This window comes from Sorangium sp. So ce887, assembly GCF_051521455.1.
GTDB lineage: Bacteria > Myxococcota_A > Polyangia > Polyangiales > Polyangiaceae > Sorangium.
In genome coordinates this window covers 6,427,691-6,440,857 of sequence record NZ_CP150354.1, presented here as the reverse complement: position 1 = coordinate 6,440,857, position 13,167 = coordinate 6,427,691, and the positions used below count along the sequence as shown (strand labels likewise).

The 13,167-nt window shown below is 71.1% G+C and carries 10 protein-coding genes; 4 read left to right on the top strand and 6 right to left on the bottom strand.

What is annotated here, in order from left to right:
• Positions 1–77: 77 nt before the first annotated feature.
• Positions 78–350, top strand: a complete 273-nt coding sequence (locus tag WMF36_RS23740; RefSeq protein WP_437573015.1) for a hypothetical protein — start codon at positions 78–80, stop codon at positions 348–350.
• A 68-nt stretch (positions 351–418) separates the two neighbouring features.
• Here the strand turns inward: WMF36_RS23740 and pruA are convergent, their stop codons facing one another.
• On the bottom strand, positions 419–2,059 hold the full coding sequence (gene pruA / locus WMF36_RS23735; RefSeq protein WP_437573014.1) for an L-glutamate gamma-semialdehyde dehydrogenase: 1,641 nt from the start codon (positions 2,057–2,059) through the stop codon (positions 419–421).
• A 170-nt stretch (positions 2,060–2,229) separates the two neighbouring features.
• Here pruA and WMF36_RS23730 point away from each other — a divergent pair, with 170 nt between their 5' ends.
• Positions 2,230–3,234, top strand: coding sequence for a DUF2804 domain-containing protein (locus WMF36_RS23730; protein WP_437573013.1), 1,005 nt, complete (start codon positions 2,230–2,232; stop codon positions 3,232–3,234).
• An 18-nt stretch (positions 3,235–3,252) separates the two neighbouring features.
• On the opposite strand, the gene ligA is transcribed toward WMF36_RS23730, so the two are convergent.
• Positions 3,253–5,271: an NAD-dependent DNA ligase LigA gene (gene ligA / locus WMF36_RS23725; protein ID WP_437573012.1), complete on the bottom strand. Its 2,019-nt coding sequence runs from the start codon at positions 5,269–5,271 to the stop codon at positions 3,253–3,255.
• Between the two features lie 13 nt (positions 5,272–5,284).
• Positions 5,285–5,770: an NUDIX hydrolase gene (locus WMF36_RS23720; protein WP_437573011.1), complete on the bottom strand. Its 486-nt coding sequence runs from the start codon at positions 5,768–5,770 to the stop codon at positions 5,285–5,287.
• Positions 5,771–5,921: 151 nt separating this feature from the next.
• On the opposite strand from WMF36_RS23720, the gene WMF36_RS23715 reads away from it, so the two are divergent.
• The gene (locus tag WMF36_RS23715) at positions 5,922–6,680 is read left to right on the top strand and encodes a hypothetical protein (RefSeq protein WP_437573010.1); all 759 of its coding nucleotides are present in this window, start codon (positions 5,922–5,924) and stop codon (positions 6,678–6,680) included.
• 59 nt (positions 6,681–6,739) lie between these two features.
• Positions 6,740–7,558, top strand: coding sequence for a carbon-nitrogen hydrolase family protein (locus tag WMF36_RS23710; protein WP_437573009.1), 819 nt, complete (start codon positions 6,740–6,742; stop codon positions 7,556–7,558).
• Between the two features lie 135 nt (positions 7,559–7,693).
• On the opposite strand, the gene WMF36_RS23705 is transcribed toward WMF36_RS23710, so the two are convergent.
• The 3 genes from WMF36_RS23705 to WMF36_RS23695 form a co-directional block, all read right to left on the bottom strand.
• Positions 7,694–8,290 (bottom strand): helix-turn-helix domain-containing protein, encoded by a 597-nt coding sequence (locus WMF36_RS23705; protein ID WP_437573008.1) that lies wholly within the window; start codon positions 8,288–8,290, stop codon positions 7,694–7,696.
• Between the two features lie 403 nt (positions 8,291–8,693).
• Positions 8,694–10,631: a DNA gyrase/topoisomerase IV subunit B gene (locus WMF36_RS23700; protein ID WP_437573007.1), complete on the bottom strand. Its 1,938-nt coding sequence runs from the start codon at positions 10,629–10,631 to the stop codon at positions 8,694–8,696.
• Positions 10,632–10,633: 2 nt separating this feature from the next.
• Positions 10,634–13,036: a DNA gyrase/topoisomerase IV subunit A gene (locus WMF36_RS23695; RefSeq protein ID WP_437573006.1), complete on the bottom strand. Its 2,403-nt coding sequence runs from the start codon at positions 13,034–13,036 to the stop codon at positions 10,634–10,636.
• Positions 13,037–13,167: the final 131 nt, after the last annotated feature.

The following is a 13,167-nucleotide window of genomic DNA, read 5'->3' as shown; positions in this document are numbered from 1 at the left end:
CGGCGCGCGGCCGTCCTCCTGCTCGCCTCTCGCCGCCGGCTGCGTCGCGTGCTCCGATGGCCGCTGGAGCTTCCGCCATGCCCCGTCCCGCGCTCGTCTTTGCCCTGCTGCTCTTCGCTTTCACGGCTGGCTGCTCGGGCAGCGACCCCTGCGAGGTCGTCTGCGCCAAGAACGCCGAGTGCCAGCCCGACAGCCCTGGCAAGGACGCCTGCATCGCCATCTGTCTCGGCGAATCCGACCGCGCGTCCTATGCCATCGCCATCGAGCGTCAGGCCGAATGCTACGAGGAGGAGAGCTGGTCCTGCGCCGACCTCGCGGCCGGCGCCTGCGACTACTCGCCGGAGGATTGACCGACGAGGCCCGCCACCTCGTCGTCGCCGCGCCGCCGCCGCGTGCCTCCTGGCGCGCCGCGCGCGTCCTACTCGGCTGCCATGAACGGGTAGGCGACTGCGTGCGGTGGGGCGAACGTCTCCTTCACGACCCGCGGCGAGACCCACCGGAGCAGGTTGAACAGGCTGCCCGCCTTGTCGTTCGTGCCGGAGGCGCGCCCGCCGCCGAACGGCTGCTGCCCGACGACGGCGCCCGTCGGCTTGTCGTTGATGTAGAAATTGCCCGCCGCGAAGCGGAGCGCGTCGCTCGCCGCCTCGATGAACGCCCGGTCCCGCGCGAACACGGCGCCCGTGAGGCCGTACGGTGACGTCTCGTCGCAGAGCGCGAGCGCCTTGTCCTCCTCGCCGTCGGGGTAGACCCAGACCGTCAGCACCGGACCGAACAGCTCCTCCGTCATCAGGGCGTGGCGCGGATCCGTGGTCTCGATCAGCGTCGGCTCCACGAACCAGCCGTCGCTCCCGTCGTGGGCGCGCCCGCCGCCGCCGCACACGACCGAGCACGCCGGGTCCTTCTTCGCCGCGGCGATCCGCTCCGTGAGCCGGGCGTGCGCGCGCCCGTCGATCACCGCGCCCATGAAGTTGCGGAAGTCGGCGACGTCCCCCATGCGGATCGCCTGGATGTGGCCCTCGAGTCGGCCCTTGAGCGCCGGCCAGAGCGAGCGGGGGACGTACGCGCGCGACGCGGCGGAGCACTTCTGCCCCTGGTACTCGTAGGCCCCCCGGACGAGCGCCACGGCGAGCGCGTCGACGTCGGCGCTCGCGTGCGCGAAGACGAAGTCCTTGCCGCCGGTCTCGCCCACGATGCGCGGGTAGCTCCGGTAGCGCCCGATGTTCTCCCCGATGCGGCGCCAGATCGACCGGAAGACAGCGGTCGATCCCGTGAAGTGGATGCCGGCGAAGTCCGGGTGATCGAGGCAGGCGTTCGAGACGAGCTCGGGCGGGCCCATGACGAGGTTGATGACGCCGCGAGGCAGGCCCGCCTCGATCAGGAGCTCCATCACGACGTGCGCGGAGTAGAGCGCGTTCGCCGACGGCTTCCAGACCACCGTGTTGCCCATCAGCGCCGGGGCCGCGCACAGGTTGCCCGCGATCGCGGTGAAGTTGAACGGCGTGGCCGCGAAGACGAAGCCCTCGAGCGGGCGAGGCTCGGCGAGGTTCCAGATGCCGGGCGCGCTCGCCGGCTGCTCCGCCGCGATCCGGTGGGCGAAGTGGACGTTGTAGCGGAAGAAATCGATGAGCTCGCAGGCGGAGTCGATCTCCGCCTGGAATGCCGTCTTGCTCTGACCGAGCATCGTCGTCGCGTTGAGCACGGGGCGGTACCGGGTCGCGAGCAGCTCGGCCGCCTTGAGGAACACCGCGGCGCGCTCTGTCCACGGCGCCCGCGACCAGGCGCGCTGCGCTCGCCGGGCGGCTTCGATCGCGCGCGCGACGTGCTCGGCGCCGCCCTGATGGGCGTGGGCGAGGAGGAGGTCGCGCCGGTGCGGAGCGCGGACCTCGTCGAGGGCTCCGGTCCGGACCGCCTCGCCGTCGATGACCATCGGGATGTCGATCGTCTCCCGTGCCCGGCGATCGAGCTCCGCCTTGAGGGCCGCGCGCTCCGGGCTGCCAGGGGCGTACGCGAGGACGGGCTCGTTCTGGGGGCTCGGGGGCGTGGCGATGGCGTCGATCATGACGCGAGTCTAGCGGGGGAGATGCGGGCGCGCAGCGCGCCGGCGCCGCCGTTCGCGACCGCTGGGTGAGCCGGATGGCTGCGCAGGGCAGCGCTCACCGCATTTCGCGGATGTCATGTTCAGGCGTCGCCCGCCTTGGGCAGCGCCCGCGCCGCCGCTACGCTCGTGCGATGCGCGAGCTCATCACGCCGCCCGATTCGATCCTCGATCCGAGCACGGGAGCGGCGCGCGCCGGGTCCTACCGGGGCGAGCTCCCGCGCGTTGACCTGAGCCCGCTCGCCCTGCGCAGGCTCGACCGGCTCCTCAGGCACAAGCGGTGGACCTACGTGGCGTTCGCGTCCGACGAGGTCTTCATCGCCGTCGGGGTCGTGCACCTCGGCTACCTCGCGCTCGTGTTCGGCGTCGTCTTCGACAAGGCGGGCCGGCGGCTGCTCGTGGACCGCTCGACGTTCGGCCCTCCCTTCGCGGCGAGCGTTGGCGACGTGGGCGGCGAAGGCAGCTCCGCGCGCGCGTGGCTGCCCCGCGCGCAGGTGCGGATCGAGCGCCCGCGCGGGGAGTCGAGGGTCGCTGTGGCCGCCGCGTTCCGCGGGCTCGCGCTGGAGGCCCGGCTGGACAGCCGCGCGGCTCCGCCGGCGCTCTCGGCGATCGCGCAGGCGCCGCGCGGCGTCCTGATCGCCACCGAGAAGCGGCTGCTCCTCGGCGTCGAAGGGGAAGCGTCGGTGCTCGGCCGCCGGATCTCGCTCGATGGAGCGCTCGCCAGCTACGACTACACGAGCGGCCTCCTGCCGCGCCGCACGGCCTGGCGCTGGGGCCTCGCGCTGGGGCGCGCCGAGAGCGGCGAGCGCGTCGGTCTGAACGTGGGCGAGGGGTTCATCGGCGATGCCGAGTGCGCGCTCTGGATCGATGGCGACCTGATCCCGCTCGCAGAGGGCCGGTTCACCTTCGACGCGGCCCGGCCGCTCGACCCGTGGCGCGTCCGGACCGCGGACGGCGCCGTGGATCTCCGGTTCGTCCCCGGCGCGGCGCACTCGAACCACACGAACCTCGGCCTTGTCGTCTCGGAGTTCCTGCAGCCGATCGGCCTCTACTCGGGCACGATCCGCCTCCCGGACGGGCGGGTCCTTGAGCTCCGGGACGTGCTCGGCGTGACGGAGGACCAGGACATCACCTGGTAGCCCCGGCGGCTCCCTCGGTCAGCCGCCGCGGCGCTCGGTGATGAGCTTGTCGAGGTCGTCCTCGGTGATGAGCTTGGTGCCGTACTTGCGCGCCTTGACCGCCTTGCTCGACGCGGACGCCACGTCGGCGAGGACGAGGTAGTTGAGCTCCTTCGTGACGCTGTTCAGCACCCGGCCGCCGTTCGACTCGACGAGGTGGGTGAGCTCGCCGCGGGGGCGCACGGCCGCGCCGGTGAAGCAGAAGGTGAGGCCGGCGAGCGGACCCTCGGCCTCGGGGGTCACCGGGACGATGCCGGCGGCGAGCAGCCGCGCGATCTCGTCGCCGCGGGCGCGCAGCCCTCGAACGATGCTCGCGGCCTTGATCGCGCCGAGCCCCGGGATGCCGGCGAGCTCGTCCTCGCCGGCCGCGAGCAGCTTCTCGATCGTTGTGTAGCCGGCGGACACGAGCAGCCGCGCGGTCTGGATCGCGAACCCCTCGATGCCGAGCGCCGCGAGGAAGACCGGCAGCGTGAGCGGGAGCCGGCTCTTCAGCTGGTCGAGGCACTTCGTGGCGCTCTTTTCCCCGCGCCGGTCGAGCTCGGCGATGTCCTTCACCGTGAGCTTGTAGAGGTCGAGCGGCTCGCGCACGAGGCCCGCGGCCACCACCTGCTCGATCAGCTTGTCGCCCCACTCCAGCGCGCCGATGGCGTCGATCCAGTTGTGGATGCGCCCCTCGATGAGGGCGCGGCACGCGGCGTTCCGGCAGAGGAGGTACTCTCCCTCGACGACGAGCGGCGCGCTGCAGACCGGGCAGAGCGACGGGGGGACCGCGACGGGGCCGCGCTTCTCGACGACCTCCTCGACGTACGGGATCACGTCGTTGCGGCGCGAGACCAGCACCTCGTCGCCCACCCCGATGCCGAGGCCGCGCACGTTGGCTGCGTTGTGCAGGGAGGCGCGCCGGACGTTGGCGCCCGCGAGCTCCACCGGCTCGACGATCGCCACCGGGGTGACGCGCCCGCTCGGCCCGGTGTCCCACTGGATCGCCACGACCGTCGTCACCTTGGCCGGCGACGCGAACTTGAAGGCGACCGCGCCGCGCGGCCTTCGGTTGACGTCGCCGAGCATGCCCTGGAGGTGGAGCGAGTCCACGTAGACGACGAGCCCGTCGATCTCGTAGTCGAGGCTCGCGCGGAGCTCGCTCGAGTAGCGCCGATAGAGCTTCACGACGTCCTCGACGTTGCCGTGAGCGGTCTGCGGCGTCGCGAAGCCGAGGTCGCGCAGCCACGTGAAGCGCGCCCGGCACGTCGGGATCTCGAGGTGATCGGCGACGTCGTAGAACAGCACCGTGCAGTGCTCCGCCCCCTGGCCGTCGAACCGCTTGGCCGCGCCCGCGGCCATGTTGCGCGGGCTGGTGACGCCGGGGAAATAGCGCTTCATGTCCGAGAGGCGAAGGATGATCTCGCCGCGCACGGACAGCCGGCCCCGCTCCCGGATCCTCGAGGGGACGCCCTTCATCCTCGCGACGTTCGCGGTGATCCGCTCGCCCCACTCGCCGTCGCCCCGGGTGATCGCATCGACGAGCTTGCCGCCCTTGTAGATGACCTCGATGGAGATGCCGTCGAGCTTCTCCGCCACGAAGAGGTCGTCCGCGACGCTCGCACCGGCGGAGCTCGCCGGCTGCGCGGCGCCGTCGTGCGCGTCCTTCGCGAGGAGCTCGTCGCACCGGGCGACCCAGGCCCGGAGCTCGTCCTCGGAGACGACCTTGTTGAGCGAGCCCATCGGGATCTCGTGCCGCGCCTTCTCCCACTCCGTGATCAGGGAGGCGGAGCCGACCCGGGCGAGCACCGGGTGCGCGGGATCGAGGGCGCGGAGCTCATCCTCGAGGGCGTCGAACGCCGCGTCCGAGATCTCCGGGTGTCCGGCGTAGTAGCTCGCCCTGTATTTCTCGATGCGCTCGGCGAGCTCATCGATCCTCGCCTTGTGCGTCGGATCCGTCGCGAGCCCGCCCTGCAGCGGGTTGCGCGCATCGGCCTCGTCGTGGTGTGCCTGCGTCATCGCTTGCCTCGGCTCACTCGAGCTCGGTGTCGCCGGCGCGCCGGGCGGCGGCGAGGAGGTCCCCCATGCCCATCGCGAGCTCGGCCGGGAGCTCGTCCTCGCGGAACAGCCTGACCTCGCGGATCTCGAGCGGGTTCTGTGGAGGGCGTGTGGGTGCGCCGATCCGGGCGGCGACGACGACCGTCACGGCGTGGAAACGGATGTCGCGGTCGGGCCGCGAGTACACGCCCACGACCCGCCCGAGCTCGACCTCGATGACACCGGCCTCTTCGGCGAGCTCCCGCACGATGCTGTCGCGGAGCGTCTCGCCCCATTCCAGGGTCCCTCCTGGGAGCGCCCAGGTTCCGGTGTCGCTGCGGCGAATGAGCAGCCACCGGCCGTCGGCGGTCTGTGCGGCGGCGGCGATCCCGACGACCGGCCGCCGGAGCAACGCGCGCGCGACCTCCTTGGCCAGGGCGAGCACGGAGCGCGGTAACAGCGAGAGGGGAGCGATTTCCATGAGAATTTTTGCGACGTGTCAGCAAAGCATAGAAGCGATCGGCGGTGGCCGGGAGAGGGTTCCGTGCGACCTCGGCCGATCCCTCGGACGGCCCTGAGCGGCGCGGCTCGAGCTCGGCCCCGGGTGAGGGGCAGGCTACGCTCGCTCCATCATGTCGTTTGTGGGGAGGGCGCTGCGCGCTCCTGTCGGATCGTACGGCCGCGCTGTCCTCTGCGGCGCGACGGCGTGGGGGGCGGCGCTCGCGTTCGCGTCGACGCCGAGCTGCACCGAAGAACGGCTCCCGCCGCCGCGCGCTCATGCCGGCACGTCGAGCGGCGCGGGCGCAGCGGGGGGCGCGCCGTCCGATGCGAGCGTCGACGAGGGGCCTCGGCCGGCGAACCTCTGCGAGTGCGTCGTTGCCTATGGCGGCGAAGCGGGGCGATGCGGCGATTGCTTCAACGAGCACGCCTCCCGCGGTGCGCGCTGCGAGGCGCAGCTCTCGGCGTGCGACGGCGAGCCCGGGTGCAGGCAGATCAGCGTGTGCCTCAAGGGTTGCGGTCACAACAAGGCCTGCCAGACCGCGTGCGTGTTCCCGGACGATGCGGGCGCCGCACACCGGGCGTTTCAGCAGGTGCTCGCCTGCGTGTGCGCCGCGTGCGGCGCGAGGTGCGCCTACTACGACGCGCCGCTCGAGTGCGCTGAGGCGGGCGCCGGGTTGGGTGGCGCCGGCGGAGCTGCGGGCGCCGGCGGAGCTGCGGGCGCCGGTGGAGCCGCGGGCGCCGGTGGAGCCGCGGGCGCCGGCGGAGCTGCGGGCGCCGGCGGAGCTGCGGGCGCCGGCGGAGCTGCGGGCGCCGGCGGAGCTGCGGGCGCCGGCGGAGCTGCGGGCGCCGGCGGAGCTGCGGGCGCGTCCGGACAACGAGGAATCCGGTGAAGTCCGCGCGCTCTTCCACGCGCGGTCCGCTCCGGTTCCTCGTGCGGTAGGCTTGCCCCATGCAGAAACCGGTGATCTGGGCGGCCCTCCAGCTCTCCAGCCAGGAGAACGTGAGCGAGAACCTGGCGCGGATCGAGGCGCGCGTCGTGGAGGCGGCGGGCCGCGGGGCGACGACGGTCGTGCTGCCAGAGAACTTCGCGTACATGGGCAACGAGGAGGGAAAGCGCCACATCGCGGAGGACCTCGACGCCGGCGGCGGTCCCATCGCGCATCGTCTCGCCGACGCGGCGCGGTCCGCCCGGGTGACCCTCGTGGCCGGCGGCTTCCCCGAGCGCGCCCCGGATGCGGCGAGGCCGTACAACACCTGCGCGGTCTTCGGGCCCGACGGCCGGCTCACCGCCCGCTACCGGAAGATTCACCTCTTCGACGTCGAGATCGCCGATGGCACGAAGTACCGCGAGTCGGCATCGACGACCGCCGGCGAGCTCCCCGTCGTCACAGAGATCGACGGCGTGAAGCTCGGGTTATCGATCTGCTACGACCTCCGGTTCCCGGAGCTCTATCGCGCGCTCTCGTCGGAAGGCGCCGAGGCCATCGTCGTCCCCGCGGCGTTCACGCTGCTCACCGGCAAGGACCACTGGCTGGTCCTGCTCCGCGCGCGGGCCATCGAGGCCCAGGCGTACGTGGTGGCCGCAGCGCAGTGGGGCAAGCACCCCGGCGGGCGGGCGACCTTCGGGAAGTCGTGCGTGATCGATCCGTGGGGTGAGGTGATCGCTCAGGCCTCCGAAGGGGAGGGGATCGCGATGGCGATGCTCGACCCCGCCTACCTCGATCGGGTCAGGGCGAATCTCCCCTCGCTCAGGCACAGGCGACTCTGATCACGCTGTCATGGGGGTAAGCACTTTGTCTCGCGCCAGGGCGACTGGTGGTTCCGGCGCTTCGCGTGGCCGACGTCTTGCGTCGGATCACTCGGCCGATCACTTGGCCGATCACTTGGCCGATCACTCAGCCGATCACTCGGCCGAGGCGTCGCTCGCCTCCGCCTCGCCGGCCGGGGGCAGCGAGCCGCCGCGCTTCGACAGGAGGACCCGGAGCTCCGCCGGCCGGCGGAAGCCGATGCGGCGGGCGACCTCCCCCTCGGTGTGCCCCTCGCGTAAGAGCGTGCGGGCGCGTTCCGCGCGTACCTCGTCGTAGTAGACGTGCGGCGATAGCCCGAAGGCGGCACGGAAGAGCCGCGCGAAATGAAACTCGGACAGATCGAGTTCCAGTGCGACCTCGTAGGAACGGATCCTCTGTCCACCTTCTGCGGCGCTGCGGATGTGGTCGCGACCGAGCAGGAGCCGCTCCGAGGTGCTGCGCGGGAGCGGGACTGCCGGGCGCGGCGGAAGGGTGGAGCGCGAGCCAGCGGTGGTTGCGGCGTGCTCGCGCTGCGGCGGCGCGCTGTAGCTCGGCGCTGCGGCGTCGGACGCCGGGAGCGGCGTTGGCCGTGCGACCGACCCGCCGCTCCCGGCTGCGATGGGCGTGGCCGGAACCGACAGGGAGCGTGCGGCCGGCGTGTTGTGGGACGAGGAGGGTGCGATCGGAGTCGAGATGGGAAGCGCAGTCGTCACGAGTACCTCTCCAGCGGTGAAAGGGCGATGTGCCGCGGTCATCGCGGCCACCGGCGCGACGTATTGCAACCAGCAGGCCGCAAGCTGACTCCGCGTTCCCGGCTCAGGTGAATCGGCGTTCACCAGCGCAAAACGCCGCGTTTGCGGGTCAACCTGCTCGCGATGTCATAGGGGGTGTGGCCCACAGTTCACGTGGCACAACCGCCGAGGATCCCCCGTGCCTGGCACAACGTGCCTGTGCGGCGCGCACGCCGCACGCACGCCGCGGCGGTCGCACGGATCGCGACATCGTCGCGGCGATCTTGTGACTGTCAGGTGATGAATGTGAGCCGGCGATCCGGCATCCAACGAGATTCGCGCGCGCGCGAGGAGGCGCCGCGATCTCCGGGGCGAGGGGTCGATGTCAGACGTCGATCTCGGCGTTCGGCGCGCGCTCCATGATGAAGCGGAAGCGCGCCTGCGCGTCCTTGCCCATCAGCTCGTTCAGGATGCGATCGGTCTCGATCTCTCCCTCGATCACGATGCGCAGCGCGCGCCGGCGGCGGATGTCGAGTGTCGTCGCCTTGAGGTCCTCCGCGGGCATCTCGCCCAGTCCCTTGAAGCGAGAAATATCCGCCTTGGCCGTCTTCGGGAGCTTCGCGAGGATCCGGTCGCGTTCTGCGTCGTCGAGGGCCCAGTACGTCTCCTTGCTGACGTCGATCCTGTAGAGCGGCGGCTGTGCGAGGAACACGTGCCCGCCGCGGAGCAGGCCGGGCAGGTGCCGGTAGAAGAACGTCAGCAGCAGCGTCGCGATGTGCTGGCCGTCGCTGTCGGCGTCCATGAGTAGAAAAATTCTGCCGTATCGCAACTTGGAGGCGTCGAAGTCCTTGCCGAAGCCGCAGCCCAGCGCGCTCACGATGTCCTGGAGCTCCTTGTTGCCGAGCACCTTCGAGGTCGAGGCCTGCTCCGCATTGAGCACCTTGCCGCGCAGCGGGAGGATCGCCTGGGTCCGGCGATCCCGGCCCTGCTTGGCGGAGCCGCCTGCGCTGTCTCCCTCGACGATGAAGAGCTCGCTCTCGCTGGGATCGGTCGAGGCGCAGTCGGCGAGCTTGCCCGGCAGGTTGAGCCGGTGCGACACGGGGGTCTTCCGCAGGACCTGCTGGGTCGCCTCGCGCCGTGCCTCCCTGGCGCGCGCCGCCAGGATCGCGCGGGCCACGATCGACTCGCCGGCCGTGCCGTTGTGGAGAAGCCACTGCTCGAGCGCGGGCCGGACCAGGCCCTCGACCGCCGGTCCTGCCTCCGCGTTGTTGAGTCGATCCTTCGTCTGCCCCTGGAACTGAGGCTCCTGGATGTAGATCGACAGGACGCCCACGATCCCCTCGCGGATGTCGTCGGCCGTCAGCGTCACGCCCTTCGGCTGGATCTTCTTCGCGTCCATGAAGGCGCGGACCGCCTTCACGATCGCGGAGCCGAAGCCCGCCTCGTGCGCGCCGCCCGCGTGCGTGGGGATGCCGTTGACGTACGACTTCACGTAGTCGTCGGTCGACTCCGTCCACTGGAGCGCGGACTCCAGCCGGATCTCGCCCTCGCGCGCGACGTAGAAGATGGTCGGGTGCGTCACGGCCTTGCCGCGCTGGGAGACCAGCTTCGGCAGGAAGTCCGCGATGCCGTTCGGGTGAAGGAGCTCGATCGACTCCCCGGACGAGAGATCGCGGAACGCGATCGCGAGCCCCCCGTGGAGGTACGCCTTGGCCTCCAGGCGCTCGCGGATGGTCTCGGGATCGAACCGCCGGCCCTGCCCGAAGATCTCCGGATCCGGCCGGAAATGGATGCTCGTGCCGTGCTTGCGGGTGGGCGCGCCCTTCTTGAGCTTGCTGCTCGGCGCGCCGCGCGAGAATGTCTGCTGGTGCTCGAACCCGTCGCGTAGCACCCGGACCTCGACGAGCTCCGAGAGCGCGTTGACCACGCTCGAGCCGACGCCGTGGAGGCCGCCCGAGACCTTGTAGCTGTCGCTCGCGAACTTCCCGCCCGCGTGCAGCGTGCAGAGGATGAGCTCGAGCGCGGGGCGCTTGTACCGGGGGTGCACGTCGACGGGGATGCCGCGGCCGTCGTCGATTACGGTCACGCCCTGGAGATCGGCGTCGAGCGTCACCTCGATCCGCTTCGCGTGCCCGTTGATCGCCTCGTCGACGGCGTTGTCGACGATCTCCCAGAGCAGGTGGTGGTAGCCCCGGACGTCGGTGCCACCGATGTACATGGCGGGGCGTTTGCGGACGGGCTCCAGCCCCTCGAGCACCTCGATGTCAGCGGCCGTGTAACGCGCGCCGGACGCGGCGCGGACCGGGGGATTCGTGGCGGCCATGTTCAGCTCACCTCCAGCGTCGGTACGACGACGGCCGGCGGCACCACGCGGATGAAGCGGTCGCGTCGTGCGACCGGCTCACCCTGAGTGCCGCGCGGACCGGCGATCTTGCTCGCGGTGATCTCGAGCGTCTTGCCCTTCTCCGTCTCGACCGTGATCACGTCGTTCCGGCCGAGGGCGAGGGCGGCTCCGACCAGGCGCTCGCCCTCGGCGACCCGCATCACCACCGAGCCCTTGCCCGGTCCGGAGAGCAGCGCCAGCTCCTCCACGGCCACGCTGAGCGCCCAGGCGTCGCTCGAGGCGCAGAGCACCCTGTCGGCGCCGTCCACGGCGTGGACGAAGAGCACCTCGTCGCCCTCGTTCAGCTTGGCGAAACGGCGCCCGGAGCGCGTCGACGGGTCGCGGTGCGGCCGCAGCGAGAACCGGAAGCCGAGGCCCCCGCGGGTGATCGCGAGCGCGAAGGGAGGCTCCGGCTCGGCGGAGTCAGGGGTCTGCCCCGGGACGTCGAGCGCCCTCGGATCGAAGGAGAGCATCGCGATCAGCCGCTCGCCGTCCGCCAGCTTGAACAGCTTCTGCACGGGATCGCCGTAGCCGGTCGACTGCGGCACCTCGTGGATGCGGCACACGTAGCACGCGCCGAGATTCGAGAAGAACGCGACCGTCGACCGCGTCGAGCCGGCGACGACCGCGAGCACGCTGTCGCCCTCGCGGACGCGCGTCGAGGAGAGATCCCGCACCTCGCGCACGCGCTTCACCCAGCCCTGCGCCGAGAGGATGACGTTCGCGTCCTCGGCCACGATGAAGTCTTCCGCCTGGTACTCGGGCTCGTCGATCGAGCCGACCACCTTCGTGCGGCGCTTCTCGCCGTAGGATCCCTTGATCTCGACGAGCTCGTCGCGGACGATCCCCCAGCGCTTCGCGTCGCTCTTGAGCAGCCCGTCGATCCGCTTCGCCTCGGCGCGCTTCTCGGAGAGATCCTTCTGCACGAGCAGGATCTCGAGGCGCGCCAGCCGGTAGAGCTTGAGCTCGAGGATCGCGTCCGTCTGCTCCTCGTTCAGGGTGAAGCGCTTTATCAGCTTCTCGGCCGCGTCGGCCTTGCCCTCGCTCTTGCGGATGATCCGGATCACCTCGTCGAGCGCGTCGAAGATCTTCTCGAACCCCTCGAGGATCGTGATCCGCCGCCTCAGCTCGCCGAGCTGGAACTCGAGCCGCCGCGTCACGGTCGCGTAGCGGAAGTCGAGGAACTTCGTCAGGATCTCGTGCAGGCCGAGCCGCCGCGGCGCGGCGACGTCCGCGTTGTCGGTGGGCACGAGGCAGGTGAGGTTCACCTGCACGTTGATCGCGAGCGGCGTCTGTTTGTAGAGGTACGCCATCACGAGCTGCGCGTCGGCGCCGCGCTTCAGCTCCATCACGATGCGCACCTCGGCCGTCGACTCGTCGCGCACGTCCACGAGCGTCGGCAGCTTCTTCGAGAGGATCACCTCGGCGATCTTCTCGACGATCGCCTTCCGCTCGATCCCGTACGGGATCGAGGTGATCACGATCTGCGGTACGGCGCCGCGCTTGCCGTCGCCCTCTTCCTGCAGCCACTCGCCGCGGAGCTTCAGCGAGCCCTGGCCGGACGTGTAGACGGCCTCGAGCTCCTTCTTCGTCGCGTGCAGCTGGCCTCCCGTCGGGAAGTCGGGCCCCTTCACGTACGACAGCAGCCGCTGCGTGGTGAGCTCGCGGTTCTCGATCAGCGCGACGCAGGCGTCGATCACCTCGCTCAGGTTGTGCGGCGGGATGCTCGTCGCCATCCCGACCGCGATCCCCTGCGATCCGTTCACGAGGAGGTTCGGGAAGCGGGCAGGGAGGACGATCGGCTCGAAGCGGGTGCCGTCGTAGTTCGGGCGGAAGTTCACGGTGCGCTGGCCGAGCTCGCCGAGCAGCTCCAGCGCGAGGGGGCGGAGCTTCGCCTCCGTGTAACGCATCGCCGCCGGGGCATCGCCGTCCACGGAGCCGAAATTCCCGTGGCCGGCGATGAGCGGCGCCCGCATCACGAAGTCCTGCGCCAGCCGGACCATCGCGTCGTAGATCGCGACGTCGCCGTGCGGGTGGTACTTGCCCATCACGTCGCCGACGACCGCGGCGCTCTTCCGGTACTTCGCGTCCGGCCCGAGGTGCAGGTCGTGCAGCATCGCGTAGAGGATGCGGCGCTGCACCGGCTTCAGCCCGTCGCGCACGTCGGGGAGCGCGCGCGACGTGATGACGCTGAGCGCGTAGTTCAGGTACCGGCGCTGCGCCTCGTCGGCGAGCGAGGTGTCGGGCGCCGGGGGCGGCGGAGGCTCGCTATCACCGGGCCGGCCGCCACGGCGGCCCTTGCGAGGCGGCTCACCGTCGGACGGAAGGGAGGGGGTTCGAGACACGCGTTACTCCAGGGAATGCTCGGGCACCGGTTGAGCAGGTGTTCCGATGTTCAGGTGAACGCTGGCGAGCCTCGGCAATTACCCAGGGGCTCGCGCTCGGTCAAGGCTGGCCCGCGGGAATTTCTGGCTGC

Coding starts and splice junctions, on each gene's coding strand:
- WMF36_RS23740 (WP_437573015.1), top strand. CDS start 78: ATGCCCCGTCCCGCGCTCGTCTTTGCCCTGCTGCTCTTCGCTTTCACG.
- pruA (WP_437573014.1), bottom strand. CDS start 2,059: ATGATCGACGCCATCGCCACGCCCCCGAGCCCCCAGAACGAGCCCGTC.
- WMF36_RS23730 (WP_437573013.1), top strand. CDS start 2,230: ATGCGCGAGCTCATCACGCCGCCCGATTCGATCCTCGATCCGAGCACG.
- ligA (WP_437573012.1), bottom strand. CDS start 5,271: ATGACGCAGGCACACCACGACGAGGCCGATGCGCGCAACCCGCTGCAG.
- WMF36_RS23720 (WP_437573011.1), bottom strand. CDS start 5,770: ATGGAAATCGCTCCCCTCTCGCTGTTACCGCGCTCCGTGCTCGCCCTG.
- WMF36_RS23715 (WP_437573010.1), top strand. CDS start 5,922: ATGTCGTTTGTGGGGAGGGCGCTGCGCGCTCCTGTCGGATCGTACGGC.
- WMF36_RS23710 (WP_437573009.1), top strand. CDS start 6,740: ATGCAGAAACCGGTGATCTGGGCGGCCCTCCAGCTCTCCAGCCAGGAG.
- WMF36_RS23700 (WP_437573007.1), bottom strand. CDS start 10,631: ATGGCCGCCACGAATCCCCCGGTCCGCGCCGCGTCCGGCGCGCGTTAC.